18 protein-coding genes and 1 pseudogene are annotated in these 21,915 nt (G+C 41.1%); 2 read left to right on the top strand and 17 right to left on the bottom strand.

Features of this window, described 5'->3' with window-relative positions:
* Window positions 1–64: 64 nt before the first annotated feature.
* From spoVK to miaA, 3 genes are all read right to left on the bottom strand, one after another.
* Complete coding sequence (gene spoVK / locus G8761_RS04535) at window positions 65–1,009, bottom strand: stage V sporulation protein K (RefSeq protein WP_166024088.1); 945 nt, start codon at window positions 1,007–1,009, stop codon at window positions 65–67.
* A 607-nt stretch (window positions 1,010–1,616) separates the two neighbouring features.
* On the bottom strand, window positions 1,617–1,850 hold the full coding sequence (gene hfq, locus G8761_RS04530) for an RNA chaperone Hfq (RefSeq protein WP_027322433.1): 234 nt from the start codon (window positions 1,848–1,850) through the stop codon (window positions 1,617–1,619).
* A gap of 26 nt (window positions 1,851–1,876) precedes the next feature.
* On the bottom strand, window positions 1,877–2,842 hold the full coding sequence (miaA, locus tag G8761_RS04525; protein WP_166024086.1) for a tRNA (adenosine(37)-N6)-dimethylallyltransferase MiaA: 966 nt from the start codon (window positions 2,840–2,842) through the stop codon (window positions 1,877–1,879).
* Between the two features lie 345 nt (window positions 2,843–3,187).
* Between miaA and mreBH the strand changes: the two genes are divergently transcribed.
* Window positions 3,188–4,195, top strand: coding sequence for a rod-share determining protein MreBH (gene mreBH / locus G8761_RS04520; protein ID WP_166024084.1), 1,008 nt, complete (start codon window positions 3,188–3,190; stop codon window positions 4,193–4,195).
* 209 nt (window positions 4,196–4,404) lie between these two features.
* On the opposite strand, the gene G8761_RS04515 is transcribed toward mreBH, so the two are convergent.
* The 4 genes from G8761_RS04515 to G8761_RS04500 all read right to left on the bottom strand — a co-directional run bounded on the left by G8761_RS04515 (window position 4,405) and on the right by G8761_RS04500 (window position 11,736).
* The gene (locus G8761_RS04515; protein WP_166024081.1) at window positions 4,405–4,851 is read right to left on the bottom strand and encodes a hypothetical protein; all 447 of its coding nucleotides are present in this window, start codon (window positions 4,849–4,851) and stop codon (window positions 4,405–4,407) included.
* Window positions 4,852–5,006: 155 nt separating this feature from the next.
* Entirely contained in the window at window positions 5,007–6,905 is a 1,899-nt protein-coding gene (mutL, locus tag G8761_RS04510) for a DNA mismatch repair endonuclease MutL (RefSeq protein ID WP_166024079.1), read from the bottom strand.
* Window positions 6,906–6,922: 17 nt separating this feature from the next.
* Window positions 6,923–9,565 (bottom strand): DNA mismatch repair protein MutS, encoded by a 2,643-nt coding sequence (gene mutS, locus G8761_RS04505; protein ID WP_166024078.1) that lies wholly within the window; start codon window positions 9,563–9,565, stop codon window positions 6,923–6,925.
* Between the two features lie 791 nt (window positions 9,566–10,356).
* Window positions 10,357–11,736, bottom strand: coding sequence for a S8 family serine peptidase (locus tag G8761_RS04500; protein ID WP_166024076.1), 1,380 nt, complete (start codon window positions 11,734–11,736; stop codon window positions 10,357–10,359).
* 306 nt (window positions 11,737–12,042) lie between these two features.
* Between G8761_RS04500 and G8761_RS04495 the strand changes: the two genes are divergently transcribed.
* Window positions 12,043–12,582: a GNAT family N-acetyltransferase gene (locus tag G8761_RS04495; protein ID WP_166024074.1), complete on the top strand. Its 540-nt coding sequence runs from the start codon at window positions 12,043–12,045 to the stop codon at window positions 12,580–12,582.
* A 30-nt stretch (window positions 12,583–12,612) separates the two neighbouring features.
* On the opposite strand, the gene G8761_RS04490 is transcribed toward G8761_RS04495, so the two are convergent.
* The 10 genes and pseudogenes from G8761_RS04490 to G8761_RS04450 all read right to left on the bottom strand — a co-directional run bounded on the left by G8761_RS04490 (window position 12,613) and on the right by G8761_RS04450 (window position 21,842).
* Window positions 12,613–12,807, bottom strand: coding sequence for a hypothetical protein (locus tag G8761_RS04490; RefSeq protein WP_166023352.1), 195 nt, complete (start codon window positions 12,805–12,807; stop codon window positions 12,613–12,615).
* A 54-nt stretch (window positions 12,808–12,861) separates the two neighbouring features.
* The gene (locus G8761_RS26990) at window positions 12,862–13,278 is read right to left on the bottom strand and encodes a VOC family protein (RefSeq protein WP_420800226.1); all 417 of its coding nucleotides are present in this window, start codon (window positions 13,276–13,278) and stop codon (window positions 12,862–12,864) included.
* 324 nt (window positions 13,279–13,602) lie between these two features.
* A pseudogene (locus G8761_RS27805) lies at window positions 13,603–13,872 on the bottom strand (VOC family protein); the annotation flags it as partial.
* Between the two features lie 186 nt (window positions 13,873–14,058).
* The gene (locus G8761_RS04480; protein WP_027322423.1) at window positions 14,059–14,607 is read right to left on the bottom strand and encodes an outer spore coat protein CotE; all 549 of its coding nucleotides are present in this window, start codon (window positions 14,605–14,607) and stop codon (window positions 14,059–14,061) included.
* A 261-nt stretch (window positions 14,608–14,868) separates the two neighbouring features.
* Window positions 14,869–15,309, bottom strand: a complete 441-nt coding sequence (locus G8761_RS04475; protein WP_166024070.1) for a YlbF family regulator — start codon at window positions 15,307–15,309, stop codon at window positions 14,869–14,871.
* A gap of 1 nt (window position 15,310) precedes the next feature.
* Complete coding sequence (gene miaB, locus G8761_RS04470) at window positions 15,311–16,855, bottom strand: tRNA (N6-isopentenyl adenosine(37)-C2)-methylthiotransferase MiaB (protein WP_166024068.1); 1,545 nt, start codon at window positions 16,853–16,855, stop codon at window positions 15,311–15,313.
* Between the two features lie 403 nt (window positions 16,856–17,258).
* A complete protein-coding gene (locus G8761_RS04465) occupies window positions 17,259–18,125 on the bottom strand; it encodes a 2-oxoacid:ferredoxin oxidoreductase subunit beta (RefSeq protein WP_166024066.1) in 867 nt (288 codons plus the stop codon).
* Entirely contained in the window at window positions 18,126–19,862 is a 1,737-nt protein-coding gene (locus tag G8761_RS04460) for a 2-oxoacid:acceptor oxidoreductase subunit alpha (protein WP_166024064.1), read from the bottom strand. It abuts the gene before it with no gap.
* Between the two features lie 518 nt (window positions 19,863–20,380).
* Window positions 20,381–20,641 (bottom strand): stage V sporulation protein SpoVS, encoded by a 261-nt coding sequence (gene spoVS, locus G8761_RS04455; protein WP_166024062.1) that lies wholly within the window; start codon window positions 20,639–20,641, stop codon window positions 20,381–20,383.
* 403 nt (window positions 20,642–21,044) lie between these two features.
* Entirely contained in the window at window positions 21,045–21,842 is a 798-nt protein-coding gene (locus G8761_RS04450) for a TIGR00282 family metallophosphoesterase (RefSeq protein ID WP_166024060.1), read from the bottom strand.
* Between the last annotated feature and the right edge of the window lie 73 nt (window positions 21,843–21,915).

The following is a 21,915-nucleotide window of genomic DNA, read 5'->3' as shown; positions in this document are numbered from 1 at the left end:
GCCGACTTTCTATAAGGTCGCAAGCTTTTTATGTATGTAAAAATAAAAAGACCCATTCCGGGTCTTAGTCTTCTTCAAATATTAAATCATTACTCCTTAAGGTCATCAGTTCGTAACGGTCATAGCTGTTATTCATCAGCAGTCTCATGGCCTGTGCCCGTATCGATTTTTCAATGATGTTCCTTATATATCTCCCATTTGAAAAGTGATTCTCTCCGATGATCGTTTTAATCCAGACAAGATGTTCACGAAGTCTTCTCTCCGCCTCATGGCTTAATGAATACTCTCTTTCCTTCAGCATGATATGAGCAATCTCCATCAGCTGGTCGATATTGTAATCCGGGAAATCAATGACCAGAGGAAAGCGTGAATGGAGCCCGGGGTTTAAGGTAAGAAAATATTCCATTTCATCCGAATATCCCGCGAGGATTAAAATAAATTCATGCTGTTTATCTTCCATATGCTTAACGAGGGTGTCGATTGCTTCTTTCCCAAAATCCTTTTCGCCGCCCCTCCCAAGCGAATAGGCTTCATCGATAAATAAAATCCCTCCAAGTGCCTTTTTGACCAAATCTCTTGTTTTTTGTGCTGTATGCCCAATATACTCTCCAACCAGGTCGGCACGTTCTGCTTCAATCAAATGGCCCTTCGAAAGGACATTCATTTTGTGAAAAAGCTTTCCAACCAGCCTTGCTACGGTTGTTTTACCTGTTCCAGGGTTTCCTTTAAACATCATATGAAGCGCTTGCTTTTTGGCTTTTAGCCCACTCTCTTCGCGTTTTTTATTAACATATATCCATGCATAAATTTCTTTAATGGTTCTCTTCATTTCCTCCATGCCAACAAGGGCACCAAGTTCTGTTTCAATTTCCTTTAGTGCAGTGTGCTCGGCGGGTATTGCCTTTTGAACGACTATTGATTCAGGAGCTTCTTTATGAATGGTTCTTTTTTGTGAGTTTAGCATTATGCTGATTTGACCGTTACTTTTCATACGCATTGGTTGGTCCAAAGCCTTCACCTCTCAATCTGCAAACAGTATACGCCATTATGCTTTATGCGTGACAAAAGCCCGGTGGTATCCCATTTCCTTCTCTATATAATAGGATGGACGGCTTCTTTAATTGACAAAATCCTGCTTTTTCCTGCTGCTTTTTCTTGTAATTGTCTAATCATGCGCTTTCCTGAGAAATACTTCTTCATACTATGTGTATTCTGTATATGGGAAAAACATGAGCAAAAGAAAGGCGGAGGTGCCCGTTTAGCTATGTAAGTGCCTTGATGAAATTACATCCGCCATATTCTCGAAATAGCTGTGCTTTTCCTACATGCAATGTAAAAGCTAGTGAAGCCTTCTTTGTGCTGCAGGCAGTTGCCACCATTGAAATCAGGGAAACAAGACGGAGTGGTAATAGTTACCCCTTTTCCTTCCTCCTGAGCATTTGGGGGCACAATACATTGGAGAAGGTCTATGTTGACTAATTGCAGCTGAGACAGGTTATTGCCAATAGCCGCCGAACCAGTAGCCAGGCAAGTAACAAAGACGAGCACAAGTTGAATCTTTTTCGCAAAATAAAAAGGACCCCTTTGCTGCTAAGGGGTCCTGACTATTCAATAAATTATTGTTGTCCTTCAAGGTCAAGCTGAACATTGCGCTGTGGAGCAAAAGTGGAAATAGCGTGCTTATATACAAGCTGCTGTTTGCCTTCTGATTCAAACAGAACAGTAAAGTTGTCAAAACCTTTAATTTGGCCTCTTAATTGGAAACCGTTTAAAAGGAACACGGTAACGCTTATGCCATCCTTGCGCAATTGGTTCAAAAATTGATCCTGAATATTAATTGTCGTTTTCATCTGTAAATCCTCCTCTTTTATCTCTACTAATATGTATTCGATTTCAGATGTAGCTTTCCTTCCACATACTGAGAAATTTCATTTATTTTTTTTGAAGCCATATCAGTATCTGTCATATCAAACCATTCCACATTCATCTTATTTCGAAACCAGGTTAGCTGTCTTTTTGCATAGTTTCGAGAATTTTGTTTTAAATTTTCTATAGCTGTCTCCAAACAACTTTTCCCCTCCAGGTATTCGTAAATCTCTTTGTAGCCAATTGCCTGGATGGACTGACAGCCTGAAATCCCTTGATGATAAAGGCTTTCCACTTCTTCCAAAAGCCCTTCTTCCATCATTAGGTCTACACGTAAATTGATACGGCCGTATAATTTTTCACGTTCCATTGTTAAGCCTATGAGGGCTGTATCATATAGAAGTTCCGGCTCTTGATTAGATTGAAAATCTCCCATCCTTTTCCCTGTACAATGATAAATTTCCAATGCCCGAATCACTCTTCTTACATTATTAGGGTGAATGCGGCTGGCGCTCTCAGGATCGACAGCTTCCAGCTTCTTATGTAATGCCTCATTGCCGATTTCTCCGGCCTGACGCTCAAGCTCTTCCCGAAACGAGGGATCAGAAGGAGCATCTGAAAATTGATAATCATAAATGACGGACTGAATATATAATCCCGTACCGCCGACTATAATAGGCATTTTGCCTTTTTGGGCAATTTCGGCAATTTTTTTTCGGACCATCCCCTGAAACTCCGCTGCTGAGAAAGACTCTTCGGGCTCTTTAATATCAATTAAATGATGAGGAATCCCTTCCATCTCTGATTCCTTTATTTTTGCGGTGCCTATATCCATTCTCCGGTATACCTGCATGGAATCACCGCTGATAATTTCTCCATTAAAGCGCCTTGCAAGCTCAATGCTTAATTTCGTTTTCCCAACTGCTGTTGGTCCGATAATGACAATTAATTTTTGCTTGGCTTCCACTTCCCTCACACTGCCTTTATCTGCTTTTTCTTGTCGGGCTTTTTTCCCTATATTTTAATATGGTAACACAAAAATAGAAAAGCAGTAGAACATCAAACTATTATTGGCTATAAATCCAGTTTTTATGCTGTTTAGCTTACAATTTTTCCTTTAAAAGAAATTTTTTCTTGATTCATTACAATTAAATAACGTTTTAGTTACAATCGACAAAATACCCCCAAAATCGTGTTAGAGTAATTAGAAGTTTATCATGTTAATAACTTTATTATGAATATTAATTATCCCAAAGCCGCAAAATGTCTGCTTAGGGAGCGGCCTTTCCAGAAAAAAATAAGTGAAAAAAGGTGAAAAATAATGTTATCTTCTTCTGAAATTGGAATTGATTTAGGAACTGCGAACATATTGGTATATAGCAAAAATAAAGGAATTGCTCTAAATGAGCCTTCCGTTGTTGCCATTGATACAGAAACAAAGAATGTCCTCGCTGTTGGACGCGAAGCAAAAGAAATGATCGGAAAAACTCCTGGTAAAATTGTTGCCATCCGTCCATTAAAAGATGGGGTTATTGCCGATTATGATATGACTACTGATTTGCTGAAGCATATTATGAGAAAGGCTTCCAAAAAGTTGGGGTTTGCCATCCGTAAGCCAAATGTTGTCGTCTGCACACCATCAGGCTCTACTTCTGTTGAACGCCGTGCAATCCATGATGCAGTCCGCAATGCCGGTGCAAAAAAGATTCATTTAATCGAGGAGCCGGTTGCTGCTGCGATTGGTGCAGGACTTCCTGTTGATGAGCCTGTTGCAAACGTGATCGTTGATATCGGCGGCGGAACAACTGAGGTTGCTATCATTTCTTTTGGCGGTGTTGTTGCCTGCCATTCTATCCGCATCGGCGGAGACAGACTAGATGATGATATTATTCAATACGTCCGCAAAGAGTATAATGTGCTGATCGGTGAAAGAACGGCAGAAAATATTAAAATGGAAATCGGATATGGGCTTGTTGACCATGACGAACTTACTATGGAGGTTAGAGGCCGTGACCTTGTAACAGGCCTGCCAAAAACAATCACTTTATCTTCCTATGAAATTCGCGGCGCGCTTAAAGAATCACTTCTTCATATCCTCGAAGCAATTCGTGCAACTCTTGAAGACTGCCCAGCTGAACTAAGCGGTGACATCGTAGACCGTGGGGTAATTTTAACTGGCGGCGGCGCATTGATGAAAGGAATGGAAGAATGGCTTAGCAAGGAGATCGTTGTGCCTGTACACTTAGCTCCTAGCCCGCTTGAATCTGTAGCCATCGGTACAGGCAAAGCCCTTCAGTACATCAACAAACTGCAAACAGCAATTAAATAAGTATCGGAAGCACCATTTCGGTAAAGCAATTACCTGAAAAACTTCTGGACATGCTTCCCTGACCTTGGCGAGCTGAACATCCCCTCCAGCAACAAGCTATGGTACAGGGCACCTTGGTGTTGACTTATTAACTCGCTGGGTGCTGGTGCTAGACACGGAAAAAGATAACTAAACAAAAAACTGCAGAGCGCTCTCTGCAGTTTTTTGCGTTATATATCGCTTTGTTTCTTTCTCATTTTATTAAAATAAAGGAAAATGGGCAGCGGTATGACGATGAATCCAAGGCTTTTTATTATTTGGTTTTTGGCGTTTTCCTTCGTTCGCGCTTTTTCATCTTCCACCATTTGGTCATAATCTTTGCGTATTTTCTCCTCGGACACAGTCGTTTTTGTTCCCACTTTTTCCGATACTCTCATTTGATGATAATCCTGATAGTTTTGGTAATAACCTGACGGACTTACCATGTCAGCCGCAGCCATAAAGATGGAAATTCCTCCGCCAATCACCATCATCAGTGTTGCGAACAGCACTAAATACGTATATAAATGCCTAATCACTCTTTCATCCCCCTTCTCTTTGTTTTTCGCGACAAATGCAATGGCAAAAACAATAATCACAACGGGCAAAATTGTTGTCAGCAGTCCAAAAACAAACAATCTCCCACCTCTTTCTTCCCAAGCAGATTAACTTTGTATATTAAGTATATCACTTACGTTACAATTGTTTCCTAAACCTTCCAGAAATAATTTTAATGAAAAAAGTCAAAAAAACATATGTATCTGTTAGATACATATGCTTTCTATTTAAGTATTTACATTACCCTCTTAAACATTTTCTCCATTTCATAAATTGAATAATGGACAATAATTGGTCTTCCATGAGGGCAGGTGAATGGATCGGATGCCTTCCTTAAATCATTGAGCAGTGTTTGAATTTCATCATTCCGAAGATGGCGGTTTGCTTTAATCGAGCCTTTACAGCTCATCATAATGGCCGACTCTTCTCGCAGCTTTTTAATATCGACTTTTTTCATGGATAAAAGCTGTTCAATAATTTCCTCAATAACTTCCTTTTCCTCGCCCTTTGGAAACCACTGTGGATGAGCCCGGACTATAAAGCTATTAAGTCCGAATTCCTCTAGAAAAATCCCAACCTGTTCCAGTTCTTCTCTGTTTTCTACTATCTTTATACATTCATCAGAGGAGTATTCCAGTGTGAGAGGAACGAGCATTTCCTGAAGCTCCCTTTCCACCTGTCCCACTTTCTCTCTGAAGTATTCATATTTAAGCCGCTCCTGGGCTGCATGCTGGTCAATAATATAGAGGCCCCGCTCATTTTGGGCAAAGATATAGGTTCCATGCATTTGTCCGATAGGGTACATCGGAGGCACCCGGCTCTCAGGCTGCTGAACAGGAGTCTCCTCTTCTACAAAATCGGCTGTTTCTTCTTCATCAAAATCATAAGATTCGATTTCAGGCTCCAAATCATTTACCAGCTCTGACTCTAAGGTTGTTTCTTCTTTTTGAACTGCTGCGCTTTGGATAGGCACCTTAGTTTCAAGTACCTTTAGAGCCGCGTCCAGACCAGACATAATGACTGCTGGCGGAACAGTTTCCGTTTCCGTCCTGGCCATTGGCGTCGGATTATAAGTATCAAAGGACAGAGTAGTCTGTTCTGACATTGGCTTTTCTTTTTTGTTAACAGGAGCACCTGAAGGAATTAATTCCTTTCTTTTAAAGGCTTCCTTAATGGTCTTGGTTATCAGTTCACTCAGTTCCGCTTCCTTACTGATGCGGACCTCCATTTTAGATGGATGAACATTCACATCTACCAAAAGCGGATCCATTTCGATGTTTAAGAGAACAATAGGATACCGGCCAATTGGGAGAAGTGTATGGTACCCTTCCTGAATTGCCTTTGCCATAGCATAATTCCGGATAAAACGCCCATTAATCATGGTAGAAATATAATTTCTGGATGCCCTTGTCACTTCGGGCATGGATGCATACCCAGAAATAGTATAATCAAGGGAACGTCCGGAAATCGGGATTAATTGTTTTGCGATACTGAGGCCATAAATGGCTGCTAGTACCTGGCGGACATCCCCGTTTCCATTTGTATGCAGCAGCTTACGCTCATTATGAATCAGGCGAAAGGATATCTCCGGGTGAGAAAGAGCTAAGCGGTTAACCACATCCGTAATATTTCCGAGCTCTGTATGGATGGTTTTCATATACTTTAACCGTGCTGGAGTATTAAAAAACAAATCAGTAATTGTCAGATCGGTGCCTTTTCGGCTTGATGATTTTTCGAAGGTTTCCACCTTGCCGCCTTCAATGACAACCCGGTGTCCCGCCCCTTCGCCTGTCGAGGTTTTCATTTCAAGACGGGAAACAGAAGCAATACTCGGCAGAGCCTCGCCTCTAAATCCCAATGTCCTGATTCTGAAAAGGTCCGTTTCATTTTTTATCTTGCTTGTCGCATGCCGCTGGAAGGCTGTGAGAACATCCTCTTCTTCGATTCCGTCTCCATTGTCGGTAATCCGGATTTTAGCAAGGCCAGCCTCCTCCACCTCAATCTCGATGACGGTGCTTCCAGCATCAATGGCATTTTCAACTATTTCCTTTACAACCGAAGCAGGCCGTTCAACAACCTCTCCGGCTGCAATTTTATTCGATAATGCATCGTCCAGCTGAATAATTTTACCCACGGCCTCTTACCCCCCGGTTAGTTCTTTAGTTTCTTTTGGATTTCATAAAGTGTATTGATCGCCTGCAATGGAGTAAGGTCCAGTATATCCAAGTGCTTTATTTGATCAAGGACTCTTTTTTCCTTAGCAGAAGGTTCATGTTTCTTTGTTTCTTTAGGCTCTTCATCAAAAAATGATAGCTGTGCTGTTTCTTTCGTATCGTGCACAGGAACCGTTTCTTCCACCGCAACAGCTGAAGGCTCACTGGCCATTACAGCTGCAGCAACTGGGACTGCCTGATAAGAAGGCTGTTCAAGTGCCATTAAAATTTCATTCGCACGCTTAATCAGTTCTGGCGGAAGATCAGCCAGCTGTGCTACATGAATTCCGTAGCTCTTGTCAGCCGGTCCTTCTTTGATTTTATGAAGAAAAACAACTTTTCCATTATGTTCAATCGCACTGACATGGACATTTTTAAGATTATCGAGTTCCTCTTCTAGAACGGTCAGTTCATGATAATGCGTGGAGAATAAGGTTTTTGCTCCGATTCTGTCATGAATATATTCAATAATCGCCTGCGCCAGCGCCATTCCGTCATACGTGGAGGTGCCCCTGCCGATTTCATCGAATAAAATCAAACTGCTTTGAGTCGCATTTTGGATCGCGTTTCTCGCTTCAAGCATTTCCACCATAAAGGTACTTTGTCCTGAAATCAGGTCATCAGCAGCTCCAATCCGTGTAAACACCTGATCAAATACAGGCAATACTGCCTCGGAAGCAGGTACATAGCAGCCTATCTGAGCAAGAATCGCAGTAAGTGCAATCTGGCGCATATAAGTACTTTTACCGGACATATTCGGACCTGTAATCAGCAGGACCTCCCGCTCGGAGTTCATAAAGCAATCATTTGGAACGTATTCCTGTGTATTAAGAACCTTTTCAACAACAGGGTGCCTTCCTTCTTTAATGACGATTCTGCGTTCATTGGAGAATACTGGCTTTACATAATGCCTGTTTTCACTTACCTCCGCAAAGCATTGAAGGACATCTAGTTCGCTGACTGTTTTGGCAAGAGCCTGCAGTCTTGGAATGTATTCTTTTATCGTTTCGCGAATTTCTGTAAAAAGTTCATACTCCAGCTCACCGCATTTTTCCTCAGCCTGAAGGATTAATGACTCTTTTTCCTTCAAATCAGGAGTAATGTAACGCTCTGCATTGGTCAGCGTTTGTTTTCTTTCGTACTGACCTTCCTGGAGAAGATGAAGATTAGCTCTTGTCACTTCGATATAGTAGCCAAAAACGCGGTTGTAGCCTATCTTTAAGGACTTAATTCCGGTTTTTTCCCTCTCTTGGCGCTCAAGCTGAGCGATCCAGGTCTTACCGTTTCGGCTCGCATCCCGGTACTGGTCAAGCTGTTCGTGGTAACCGTCCTGAATGATGTTTCCATCCTTTAAAGATAGCGGCGGATTTTCAACAATGGCTCTATCAAGGAGGTCTGTTACATCCTCACAAGGGTCCAGCTTATCAGCAAGCTGGCGAGTTTCTACAGTTCCAAACCTTCCCATTACCTCTTGTAAAAAAGGAATTTGCATTAAAGAACGCTTTAATTGAACAAGGTCGCGTGCATTTACGTTTCCAAACGCAACCCGTCCTGCAAGCCGCTCCAAATCATAAACTTCTTTTAATTTTTCACGAAGCTCCTGCCTCTCAAAATAACCATTAATAAAAGTTTCTACCAGTGCATGACGTCTCTCGATCTCTTCCCGGTCAATTAAAGGCCTGTCGATCCAGTGCTTGAGCGTTCTTCCACCCATAGCAGTCATCGTTTCGTCCAAAAGCCATAACAACGAACCTTTTTTTCCTTTAGAACGAATGGTTTCTGTTAATTCTAGATTCCGTTTAGAATAATAATCTATTTTCATATATTGATGGATTTGATAGGTAACAACTGGCTGAAGATGGTCAAGACTTCTTTTTTGTGTACGGTATAAATAGTTAATCAGCCTTGCAGCTGTCTCGAGCATTTTATCTTGATTCAAGCCTTTAGCTAACTCGGCAAAATGCTGCTCTACCTGTGTATTGTCTTCAAAAGAAAGAGCAAGAACATCCCGCTCGCGCATTTTCTTCTGAAGCTCCCCGTCAAAGCTGCTGCTAATAACGACTTCCTTGGCCCCAAGTACCGCAAGCTCGTTCAGCACTTCATCAAAGCCGCCAGCTAATAGAGTGACCCGGCTTTCACCAGTGGATAAATCATTGTAAGCAAAACCATAGGTTCCGTCGGTAAAGGCTGACACAGATGCGAGATAGTTATTTTCCTTATCAGATAATCCACGGCCCTCCATCACGGTTCCCGGTGTAATCAACTGAACAACCTCACGGCGGACTACACCCTTCGCCTGCTTCGGATCTTCTGTTTGCTCACAAATCGCCACTTTATAACCTTTTTCAATCAATTGTTCAATATAATTGGCAGCTGAGTGATATGGGACACCGCACATCGGAATTCGCTCCTCCATGCCACCCTCTCTGCTAGTCAAAGTAATTTCAAGCTCCTGTGATGCTTTAATGGCATCATCAAAAAACATTTCATAAAAATCGCCTAAGCGAAAAAATAAAAAGGCATCCTGATACTCTGCCTTCACTTTTAAGTATTGTTGCATCATCGGCGTATAAGCAGCCATAACTTCCTCCAAAAATGGGTTTCTATCATTCGAGTCTCTTCGACATATAATTATAACACAAGATGAAACTTACTTTCAGCGGGATGTTTTTCCGCTGAAAGTTTAGTTGAATGAATCGGGCATTTACGGGGAGTTTCCAAGTAATGGTCAGATATTTATCTTTGCACCGCTATTTAAAATGGTATAGAAATACTCGCCGTTTATGCGGGACAAAGTGAAACTTCCATCAGCCGTCCGGCTGATGGTTAGTTGAACCAATTGGGTACTTTGGGGGAGTTTTCCAAGCCTTTATTTAATTCTTTTAAAGCGATTACTCCCCCTTAGTGCGGGATAAGATAGGATCAACATTAGCGGTTCTATTTATGGTTAGTTAAACCAATTGGGGAAGATGTGCATTTTGTTTCTTCTGTGGGCAATAACCCCTTACTTTCGTGCAAAACCCTTTATACTCGGTTATAAGTTTTTATGGAGGTGCATTCATCAGGGAAAATCGTGCATTCCTTTTCTAAATTCGTGCATTCTTTTAAAAAAAACGTGCATTCCTTGAGCAAAATCGTGCATTTCCATGAATGAGGGAGAGTATTTCCTATAAAATTAGATCTAAATTTCCGGCTACCCAACGAGCTTTTTTAAGAAAATAGGGTCCTTTTTCTTAAAAAAGGAATCAATTAGCTGTTTTTTTTACTAAAAACATTTAAAATCAACGAGATCAATTCAAATTTACCCATCGAGGTATGATGAAGTTATTAAAAGAGGGCGTCCCACAATGGAACCACCCTCTTCCCCTCTTACTATTGAAGCGCGTTTACTGCATTAATAAGACCAAATCCAGCTTTTTCATCGTATCCTGGCTTGAATACATCCTCAGCGGAAGCTTGAATGATGTGCTTTACTTGTGCTGGAGATAGATTGTCTTTACCATATTTTGCAATGACCACACCAGCAAGTGCAGCTGTTTTAGGTGCTGCCATTGATGTACCAGCATAGTATGCATATCCATGACCTATAACATTCGCATTAGCATCAAGAACAGGTACAGAGCTCAAGCAAAGATATGAATTATCTCTTCCTGTTTTTTTAACAGGATCGTAGTTCGGACCAAGGTCTCCGCCCGGTGCCATAACATCAATTTTTCCCACACCATAGTTGGAATAGAAAGTTAGGTTCTTCTGTGCACCACCTGCAGAAACACGGATCATGGTCTGACTACTTGGGCTGCGGTGGGTGGAGCCATTATCATCTCCGGAAAGCTTGCCGGGGCTGCTAATATCTACTGCATCATTTCCAGCCGAACCAACAACAGTTACTCCGTTTTTAATTGCATATTGGATCGCTCTGTTAAATAAACGAACATCCGCCACAACATCCTTTGTAGCGTAAGCAGGATCCTGGAACCAGTCATATCCCCCGAGGGACATATTTACAACATCGACATTGTCATCGGCTGCAGTCATTAACGCCTTGGCGATATTTGATGTTTCAGCTCCGCCTGTTGGTCCAAACACTCTGTATGCAGCCACCTTTAAGTCTGGGCCAACACCCATAATTCTTCCTTTACCAGCAATAGATCCGGCTACGTGAGTTCCATGGCCGTTTTGATCTATTGGATCGGAATAGCCAGGAACAAAGGATTTTCCATAAGCATAGTTACCTTTTACATCAGGATGATTATAGTCAATTCCTGTATCCACAACTGCTACAACAATATCATCTCCTGCAGTTGGTTTTCCGGTTCCGCCTGGCAGATTCCATGACGCCCCGTTGTTTGTTACCTGTTTAATATCCCATTGAAGAGAATTGTATAAATCGGCGTTTTGCGCAATGGCATCAGATGTAACAGCTTCCTGGTCCACTGGCGTTTCTGGGTAAACAGTATTTTCAGCCCCTGCCTCCAATACGAGAGAGGAACTTCTCATCTCATTCAAAAAGTTTGGATTGGTGCTGCTTACTTCAACTGTTCCAAGCTTGCCAAGCTGACTTTTAATGGAACCGCCAGCATCCTTAATCATCTTTTCGTAACCAGCTGGAAGGCTATCCGAATTTTTAAATAAAATTATGTAATTCTTACTAGCACTTTCCGCCTTTACGGAATAAGCAGCACTTCCAAAAATGGCTGAAGCACTTAATGCCAAGGCCATGGCACTTCCTATTAATTTTTTCTTTGCCTTCATACTATTCCTCCTTAAATTTTCTTAATATTCATTATATTTGTTTTTCTATTATCCTCAAGAAATACATTTTTCTAAACAATAGACAATCTTTTTACTTTTCTAGGTATTAATCCCTCATTAATTTAAAATAGAATGTCAGGCACTCGGAAAAAGAAAGACTTTTTACACAAATAAGGCTGTTTTCACGAATAGTAAGTAAATTTATCCTTTTAAAAAATGATTCTTTTTTCATAGCTATTTTTATAGGCAGGTAATCATAGAATTGTTCGCGAAGTATTAAGTGTGATAGCTAAAAGGAGAGATAAGATGGCATTTGCAGAACTGGAGACTAAAAGACTTAGATTAATTGAACTCAAAAAGAAACATGCTCCTGAATTATTTGAAATATTATCAATCGAAAAAGTGACTAGATTTTACGGTACTGACCCATTCGTCAGCGAGAACGATGCAGTGAAATTAATCGAGATGTTTCAGAACAATTATTCGGAGCAAAGAGGAATTCGCTGGGGACTTGAATTAAAGGAAAACGGAAAGCTGATGGGAACCGCAGGACTTAATGCTTGCTCCTTTAAACATAAAAGAGCCGAAGTTGGCTATGAAATTCATCCCAACTATTGGAGAAAAGGTTATGCCAATGAAGCTATAAAAGAAATTCTGGACTATAGTATTGTCACCTTGGGCTTCTCGAGAATTGGCGCTATCGTCTATCCCGAAAATAAGCCTTCCTGGCAATTGCTTGAAAAGCTTGGTTTTAAAAGAGAAGGATTGCTGCGGAGTTATATGTTTCAAAATCAGAAAAGCCAAGATGTCTTTGGTTATTCAATATTAGCCCTAGAATGGAAATAAGCCGGAGATGCATATCACCGGCTTGTTTTTTTATTTTCCTTCAAAAAAATCCTCGAATACCTTTGAGTTTTTCTCCTGATAATACGGATTATCTTCCCCAACATTTTTAGGATCAAGATTCGTTTTGATTACTAGCATTGGAGTCGAAGGGCTTTCTTCGATAATTCGGTCATTTAGCTCCTTGAAATCGGGCATTTCACTGTTTCCAGGGTTTTTCTTTTCCAAAGTATGCACCTCCTCATAGAATAGAGTGCATTACTTTTTCCCATTTATGTGTACTTAACCGATTCCAGGTGTATTCATTAAAACAATCCTCCAGCCATCGGGATCCTCAATGGTCATTCCACCCCTGCCCCAGTAGGGGTTTTCTGGTTCCGTTTCCGGATACCCCATTAAACGGAGCTTCTCTGCAATCCTGTCCCTCTCAAATACATTTGGTAAATAAAATACGAGAAGATTTTCCTTTGTTGGCTTTGCAAGTTCTGATGGCTGCTCGGTTTGTGTAAATTCAAGATGAGCACTGTTATCCGGCAGCCCCAGCATAATTCCGTCATATCCTTCATGAGCATGAAACTCCCCAATCTTTTTCAATCCCAAACCATCATGATAAAACTCATAAAGCCGATCGATCTGATTAGTTGGCCGGGCAATTCTTACCTGGACAGCTGGGATGGTTCCTTCCCACTCTTTTCGGATTTTAATTTCATATGGATAATGGTTATGCCTGATATGTCCCGGAATTTCTCCAGAGACAATTACGCTGATTGGGTGAACGGCAGCTTCGTTCTCGGTTGGGTACCAATGACGGCCTTCCTTTACCATCACAAACACACCATTTTCATCCCCAAAGAATGAAAAAGTATCACTTTCACGCTTAAATATATTTAACTTATAATCCTCCAGCTCAGATTGGAATTGTGCGATATTCTCTACTGGGAGTCCGATTTCACCGACATCATGCCAGCCTTTTACCACGCCTTCTTCGCTCCAGGTATACGGGCGCTCAAGCAATTCAAGAATATTGCCGTCCGGATCAGTGAAATACGCCTGCCTTCCCTTCCAAAACATGCTGTAGCTTCCCTCTTCGTCGGGCAGAAGCAGTTTTTTTGATGATAATTTTTCAAACATGTCTTCAAAAAATTCATCATTGGTTCGGAAACACAAATGGTAGAATGTAATGCTTTCATCCTTTTCAAAAACTAGTTTGGTGGTTCCTGCCATTACAGCAAAATGGTTTTTTGACTCGCTAACAAGCGGCATTTTCAATACATCCGTATAAAATCCCTTCATTTCCTTAAGCCTGAAACTCTTAATATTGAGCTGATAGATTTTCATTTCGATCACTCCCTTGCTTTTATTATAGGAGGATCAATAAAGAGAGGCTTCCTTCTTTAGTCGTAGACGTCTCTGATAAATTATGCTGAGATACTTTATAAAAAAAAGAAAAACTAGGAAGCAAACCTTCCTAGTTAACTTTTATTCCTCTTCGGATCCGATAAGGAAATCTGGATTTAACTCTTCGAACTCCTCGTCTTCAACCACTGTGCCCCATTCCTCTTCTTCGCAATCCTTGCAGGCTTCAGGATTTACTTTTACGCAAACCTTTGTCTCGCCGATTACTTCAATAAGGAATTCTCTTTCTGCATTAACAATGATTTTATTTCCATTTGGAGAAATCACTGCTTCAACACAATTCGGCTGCTGCAGAACTTTAGCAATTACTTCTTTATCGCCCATTACATCATGGTCGCGATATTTAAGCTTAATGGTATCGGTATAAGTAACCCGTTCTGTGACAACCTCGGTCTTGGTATTATCGTTATAGGAGTACCAAAGGTTAACGTCAAAGTGGCCGGTTACCTCTACTGTCTTACCATGTTTTTTCGCTTCGTATTTATGGTTGATAATCCAACAGCCAAGAATGCTGGTAGGATTGTGTGCCGGGCAAATCGTATGATTGGACTGTGTAAATTTACGTCCTTTCGCTACGACCGCTTTGGTTATAATCTCTCTATAATCTCCCATTTCGAGCGAACCCTCCTCTTTCAGTTTCATTTCATCCTATGCGTTTGTCTCGATTGTTGTGCGATAAAATTTATATACCCTGGATAAAAGTTTAGTCATAATTCATCTTATGCGCTGATTTTTGGGATGTTCCCATTAACCACAATCGGGTTTCAGCACAGCTCGTCACGATATAGTATGAAATAGGAGGTTAATATAGAATTTACTTTTGTGTAAAAAAAAGAACCAGAGCTTTTATAAGCCTGGTTCAAGCACTGCATATTAATGATTATGGCCGTGATCGCAGCCTTCATCATTTTGAAGCGCTGCTCCTGTTTCACCGCGTAAAACATCGCCGCCTGTTGACTCGATAAGTTGATCGGTTACAGTATTAGAAATAGTTGAAGCAATGAGCTGAAGCAGTTCATTGACTTCAAGCTGTGACTGCTTAAATTCCTGTACTACCGGAATATCGTCTAATTCCTGTTCAATGGAAGAAATTTTATCCTCCACTTTTTTACGTGCCTCCTGCTTTCCGTAATGCTGTAGGTTAACAGCTTGTTTTTGAAGGCCTTTAATGTCACTGATCAGGCTGGTTACTTTTTGATTGCTGTGAATTTGTGCTTCTGCACGTTTAAAGAAATCCACTTCTTCTGTTTCGGAGATCATGCCTGCCAATTCCATGGCACGAGCAACGATATCGTCTTTTGTATATTTAGCCACCTTATTTCACCTCTGCTGTTTGTAATTCTTCTACCATTTCCCCGTTTAATGACCATGTTTTTGCATCGGTAATTTTTACTTTAACAATTTTTCCGATGGCAGTTTTAGGTCCAATAAAGTTTACAAGTTTGTTTTTACTTGTATATCCTGCAAGAACATTAGGATTATTTTTGCTTTCCCCATCAACAAGAACTTTTAAGGTCTGGCCTACGTATTTCTTATTGGCCAGTGCAGAAAACTCATTTACTACCGCATTCAAACGCTGCAAACGTTCTTTCTTCACCTCAAGCGGTACATTGTCCACCATTTTTGCTGCAGGTGTACCCTCGCGCGGTGAGTAGATAAAGGTATAAGCAGAATCATAGCCTACTTCGCGATACAGGGAGAGTGTTTCCTCAAACTGCTCCTCTGTCTCGTTAGGATAACCAACAATAATATCAGTTGTAAGAGCGACATCCGGAATAGCTGCTTTAATTTTGCGTACAAGCTCGAGGTAGTGCTCTCTTGTATATTTTCTAGCCATGATTTTTAATACATCAGTTGAACCTGACTGTACAGGAAGATGGATGTGGTCCATCAGGTTGCCGCGTTTAGCAAGCACCTCAATAAGATGGTCATCAAAATCACGCGGATGGCTTGTTGTAAAGCGAATACGCGGGATATCGATTTTTCTGATTTCCTCCATCAAATCGCCGAGACCATATTCCATATCCTCAAAGTCTTTACCATAAGCGTTTACGTTCTGGCCAAGCAGAGTAACTTCCTGATAGCCATGTGCGGCCAGCTGACGTACTTCCTGGATAATCTCCTCTGGTCTTCGGCTCCGTTCTTTTCCGCGTGTATAAGGAACGATACAATACGTACAGAACTTGTCGCAGCCGTACATAATATTTACCCAGCCCTTGATATTTCCGCGGCGGACCTTTGGAAGATTTTCAATGACATCTCCCTCTTTGGACCAAACCTCGATCACCATTTCTTTGGACATATACGCTTCATTCAAAATTTGAGGAAGACGGTGGATATTGTGTGTTCCAAAAATCATATCCACTTGGTTATACGTCTTTAAAATTTTATTTACTACAGATTCTTCCTGTGACATACATCCGCAGACACCAATAAGAAGATCAGGTTTTTGAGTTTTTAAATGCTTTAAATGGCCAAGCTCGCCAAATACTTTATTTTCCGCATTTTCACGGATTGCACAAGTATTCAAAAGAATCACATTGGCATCTTCTGTATTATCCGTAGGCTCATATCCAAGTGCCATAAAGATTCCTGCCATAACCTCTGTGTCATGCTCATTCATCTGGCAGCCGTAAGTACGGATATAAAATTTGCGGCCTTCGCCCATACCCCTGAATTCTTCAGAAATAGCAAAGTCATTATGATATTTAACTTCTTCTTTACCACGCTTTTTAGCATCCTTCAAGGAAGGAGCAGTAATAACGGTTTCGAAGTATTTGCTGTAATCCTTTACGGATTTTTTGTCCGAAGAATTACCAGTGTTTGCCTGCTGGCCTTCTAAGCGCTGCTTTTCGTTCATTTTTCTGTATCCCCTTTCTTTACTAGTGGAATTTATAAGTTATATACGAACATTATTATAGTATATAGCCTATCAGGCTCTAAAACAATAGCAAATACAGGCTGGCTCTTATGTACTCGCACTCTATAGCTAGTTTTATATCCCCATGATGGATACGCCCGAATCCGATCATGTTTAGCTGTCCATAATTATTAGGTTCTAGTACGCCGCTAGTTATGCGCCGATTGCAGATGGCGGAGCGCAGAAACCAGGATCCTTATGTGCAAAAATTCCCAGCAGGCATTACTCTCATATACAAGAATTCTATTCTATCTTTCTTATCCGATTTACGCTGTGACAGCCATCACATGAACCTTATTTGCAGAAAAAAAACGCGGGAAGGATTCCCGCGTTTTTCTGCTTTTTACATGAATTCAGCAACAAGTTTATCAAAATGTGCCTGGTCAAGCTGAAGGTCAGCCTGGCTAAGTGGAGTCTCAGAATATCCATGAACGAGTTCCTGATAGGATTGACGCTCAGTATTTTGATAGATAAGGCCAGTTACAAGGCCGTTATGCCGCATCAAAGTCTGCATAGCAAGTTCACGGTTGTTAGGATCATAGCCTTCAACAGTGCTAAGCTTAGTCAGGTTTTCTTTAAACCAGTCATATGTGTTTACTTTATTGTAAGTAACACAAGGGCTGAATACGTTGATTAAAGAGAAACCTTTATGATTGATCCCTGCTTCAATTAAAGCAGTAAGATCTTTTAAGTCTGTAGAGAAGCTTTGTGCTACAAAAGTTGCTCCAGCAGTAAGTGCCATTTCCATTGGAGAAATAGCCTGTTCAATTGAACCCTGAGGAGTTGATTTTGTTTTAAAGCCTGCAGCAGAACGTGGTGATGTCTGCCCTTTTGTCAAACCATAAATTTGGTTGTCCATTACGATATAAGTGATGTCGATATTGCGGCGGATTGCATGGATTGTATGTCCCATACCAATTGCAAAGCCATCGCCGTCACCACCGGAAGCAAGAACGGTAAGGTCACGGTTTGCCATTTTAACTCCCTGTGCAATAGGAAGTGAGCGGCCATGAATACCATGGAAACCATAAGAGTTAATATAACCCGAAATACGGCCCGAACAACCGATACCGGAAATAACAGCAAGATTTTCAGGTTCCAGACCAACATTTGCAGCAGCACGCTGAATTGCAGCCTGTACAGAGAAGTCGCCACAGCCAGGGCACCAGTTCGGTTTTACATTGTTTCGAAATTCTTTAAAAGTGGCCATTTAGAACAACTCCTTTACTTTTGTGTAAACTTCGTGAGGAAGGAATGGATTTCCATCGTATTTTACATGCTTAACGATTTTCTCAGCATGTCCAACATTCATTTTCATGATATTTGCAAGCTGTCCAGTAGCGTTATTTTCAACAACAACTACTTTCTTAGCTGAACGTACAAGCGGAAGAACTTCATCAGTCGGGAATGGATGAATCAGGCGGATCTGTGCGTGATTCACTTTCAATCCGTCATTTTGAAGGCGCAGCATCGCTTCTTCGATAGCACCTCTTGTAGAGTTAAATCCAACAATCAATACATCAGCATCTTCGTGAGGTGCATTTTTGTAAACTGGAGTATTGAATCGGATGTTTTCCACTTTACGGAAACGCTTATCCATTTGCGCAATTCTGTTCGCAGCAGATTCAGATGGCTTTCCTGTTTCGTCATGCTCAACACCTGTAACGTGGTGAATTCCATTTTTCATTCCTGGAATAACACGTGGAGAAACTCCATCAGCTGTAACTTCATAACGCTTGAAGTAAGCGCCGTTTTCTGTTGCAGGAACTTCGCCCTGTACCAGCTTTCCGCGTCTGATTTCAACCTTACTGAAGTCAAGCGGTTCAACAGTTTGTTTGCCTAATGAAAGCTGAAGGTCAGAAAGCACAATAACCGGACACTGATATTCTTCAGCAAGGTTAAATGCTTCTGCAGTATCGTAGAAAGCTTCTTCTACTGTACTTGGAGCAAGAACGATTTTTGGAATTTCACCATGTGTTCCGTAAATCATAGCCATCAAGTCAGATTGCTCTTGCTTGGTTGGAAGTCCTGTAGATGGGCCGCCGCGCTGAGTATCAACGATAACAAGCGGAGTTTCTGTAATACCGGACAAGCCGATTGCTTCCATTTTTAAAGATAATCCAGGACCCGCAGATGCTGTAATTGTACGAACACCAGCATAGTTAGCGCCGATTGCCATTGTACAGGCAGCAATCTCATCTTCAGTCTGGATAACTGTACCGCCAAGGGCAGGTAACTTTTTAATAAGGTATTCCATGATCTCAGAAGCAGGAGTAATAGGATAGGCAGCCATAAAGCGGCAGCCTCCTGCAATAGCTCCTAATGCAATTGCATCGTTACCGATCATGAACAGGCGCTTATTGCCATCTGCTTTTTCAAGCTGCATGGTTTCTACCCCTGCTCCAAGCTGATCTTTCATATAATCAAAACCGGCTTTAATGGCTTCCATGTTTTTGTCTACTACCTGCTGGCCTTTGCGTCCGAAAATCTCTTGAACTACTTCTACAAAAACAGTAATATCAAGATCCAGAACAGCAGAAGTCGCACCGATCGCAACCATGTTTTTCATCAAAGAAGTACCGAGCTGTGTGGCAATCTCTGTAAATGGTACCGCATACATTGCTGCTTGTGTATCAGCTGGCTGTTTTGGATCAAACTTGGAATCAGCCATGATAACGCCGTGGCTATGTAATTCTTTATAGTTTAAGTCAATTGTTTCCTGGTCAAAAGCTACTAGAATGTCCAAATCATCAGAGATGGAACGTACTTCAGTTGTGCTTACTCTGATTTTATTATTTGTATGTCCGCCTTTAATTCTGGAAGAAAAGTGACGGTATCCATATAAATAATACCCCAGGCGATTCAACGCGATGGAAAAAATTTCTCCTGTACTCTCGATTCCTTCCCCCTGCTGTCCGCCAACTTTCCACGAAAGTTGATTGATCATGTCTTACACCCCTTTATATACGTAAGAAAATATGTAAAAAACATTTGTATTTGTACAGCACGCTCCAAAAATTAAGTAGACTTTTAACCTAGCACTTTAAAGGACTAAAAATTATTTTCAGGAGATGTACTAAACGCTTACAATTCTAGACCTATAGAAGTGAAATTGCAACCCTTTCAAGATAAATATTGTCTAAAATTTGAATATTTTTACAATGTACAAATCCTGTTCCCAAAAGCTAAGAAATTTACTAGCTAAAAAGCTTATTTTTCAGGATATTTCCCCGTCATTAATAATGTTTTTATTTTTAATACTTTTATATTAAAAACCATCAACTTGTATTTTAGAATAGTATTATTACCATTCTTTTTTCACTTTTTAAAGTTACTTAGAATCACACGCCTAAAACGGTTCCTCTTCTGCTCTCCATATCTATTTTCATTCGAAAAAAAGCCTGCTTGATACCAAGCAGGCTAAGAACTAGTTTTTTGGTTTTTTTCAAACCGGGCCTTTCTCTTTCAACGAGGTTCAACAATTAGTTTTATCGCTGTGCGTTCTTCTCCGTCAATTAAAATATCTGTAAATGCCGGGATGCAAATTAAATCAACTCCGCTGGGTGCTACAAACCCTCTAGCAATCGCAACTGCTTTTACAGCTTGATTCAATGCACCCGCCCCAATTGCCTGGATTTCCGCGTTCCCTTTTTCACGGAGAACTCCGGCAAGCGCACCAGCTACAGAATTAGGATTAGATTTTGCTGAAACTTTTAATATTTCCATTCCTGGCTCCTCCTTGTATAATCCCGATCCCGCATGACAGTTCATGAACCAAATCAGGCATATATATCATTCCACTGCTACTATATTCGACCAATAAAAGACATATTCCGGCTTGGTCAAAAAAAGGCGTATGGATATTTTTTTTAGGAGTTTTCACTTTTAAAGACGGCTCTTTTAAATTTTCCTGTTGCTTTCCACTTCTTGCGCTAGCTTTCCGCGGGCGTTTTAGAAACCTGTCACCATTCCTCGCCTCACTCCTCGAAGTAACACCGCACGATGGAAATACAAAATGCATTTTCGAGGAGACCCAATCCCATCAACATGGTTAAAAATCACCAATGAGCTACAACATCATCTAAAAGAGAAAACCCCCGACATTAGTGTATGTCGGGGTACTTGTCATTTATGAATAGAAAGGGTTGTCATCATTTATAAGGATTCGCTGGGTTTTCTTAGCTAAGCCAGTTTTACGGTCCAGTTCAATATAAACTGCACTCAGCTGGGCCCTTCCCTCTGTAGGCACCTCAAAACGGACTGGTAGGGAAGTTAGAAACCTTTTCATAACCGCTTCCTTTTCCACACCAAGAATGCCGTCATAAGGACCTGTCATTCCTACGTCTGTAAGATAGGCTGTTCCGCCCGGCAGAATGCGGTTATCCGCCGTCTGTACATGAGTATGAGTTCCTACCACAGCAGATACTTTTCCGTCGAGGTACCAGCCCATCGCCTGCTTTTCACTCGTTACTTCAGCATGGAAGTCCACAAAAATAAATGGAGTTCTTTCTCTTGCCTCCGCAACCAATTCATCAGCCTTCCTAAATGGACAATCAAGTGGCGCCATAAAGGTTCTGCCCTGCAAATTAATAACAGCAACTTCCAGATCATTCATTTTAACGAAAACAATTCCTTTTCCCGGTGTTCCCTCAGGAAAATTCCCAGGACGAACAAGGTACTTGGCAGAATCAATAAATTCAAAGATTTCCCGGTTATCCCATGCATGGTTGCCGAGAGTTACTGCCTGTGCTCCTGATTCCAAAAATGAACGGTATATTTTTTCAGTGATTCCTTTGCCTCCGGCCGCATTTTCACCATTGATGATAGTCATTTGCGGGCGATATTTATCTTTAAGCTTAGGCAGGTACTCCTTCACCATATCTCTGCCAGGCGAACCTACCACATCACCGATAAATAATATATTCATGCTAAAGCCCCTAACGTAATTAAAATTTGCCTTATTAAAATTGTAACACAATAGGATGTGAATTACCCACATT

Source organism: Neobacillus terrae, from assembly GCF_011393025.1.
In the GTDB taxonomy this organism is placed as follows: Bacteria; Bacillota; Bacilli; order Bacillales; family Cytobacillaceae; genus Neobacillus_A; species Neobacillus_A terrae.
The sequence above is the reverse complement of the archived record's forward strand: the minus strand, read 5'-3'. Positions and strand labels throughout refer to the sequence as shown.

Coding starts and splice junctions, on each gene's coding strand:
- hfq (WP_027322433.1), bottom strand. CDS start 1,850: ATGAAAACGACAATTAATATTCAGGATCAATTTTTGAACCAATTGCGC.
- mreBH (WP_166024084.1), top strand. CDS start 3,188: ATGTTATCTTCTTCTGAAATTGGAATTGATTTAGGAACTGCGAACATA.
- mutS (WP_166024078.1), bottom strand. CDS start 9,565: ATGGCTGCTTATACGCCGATGATGCAACAATACTTAAAAGTGAAGGCA.
- G8761_RS04500 (WP_166024076.1), bottom strand. CDS start 11,736: ATGAAGGCAAAGAAAAAATTAATAGGAAGTGCCATGGCCTTGGCATTA.
- G8761_RS04495 (WP_166024074.1), top strand. CDS start 12,043: ATGGCATTTGCAGAACTGGAGACTAAAAGACTTAGATTAATTGAACTC.
- G8761_RS04480 (WP_027322423.1), bottom strand. CDS start 14,607: ATGGGAGATTATAGAGAGATTATAACCAAAGCGGTCGTAGCGAAAGGA.
- miaB (WP_166024068.1), bottom strand. CDS start 16,855: ATGAACGAAAAGCAGCGCTTAGAAGGCCAGCAGGCAAACACTGGTAAT.
- G8761_RS04465 (WP_166024066.1), bottom strand. CDS start 18,125: ATGGCCACTTTTAAAGAATTTCGAAACAATGTAAAACCGAACTGGTGC.
- G8761_RS04460 (WP_166024064.1), bottom strand. CDS start 19,862: ATGATCAATCAACTTTCGTGGAAAGTTGGCGGACAGCAGGGGGAAGGA.
- spoVS (WP_166024062.1), bottom strand. CDS start 20,641: ATGGAAATATTAAAAGTTTCAGCAAAATCTAATCCTAATTCTGTAGCT.
- G8761_RS04450 (WP_166024060.1), bottom strand. CDS start 21,842: ATGAATATATTATTTATCGGTGATGTGGTAGGTTCGCCTGGCAGAGAT.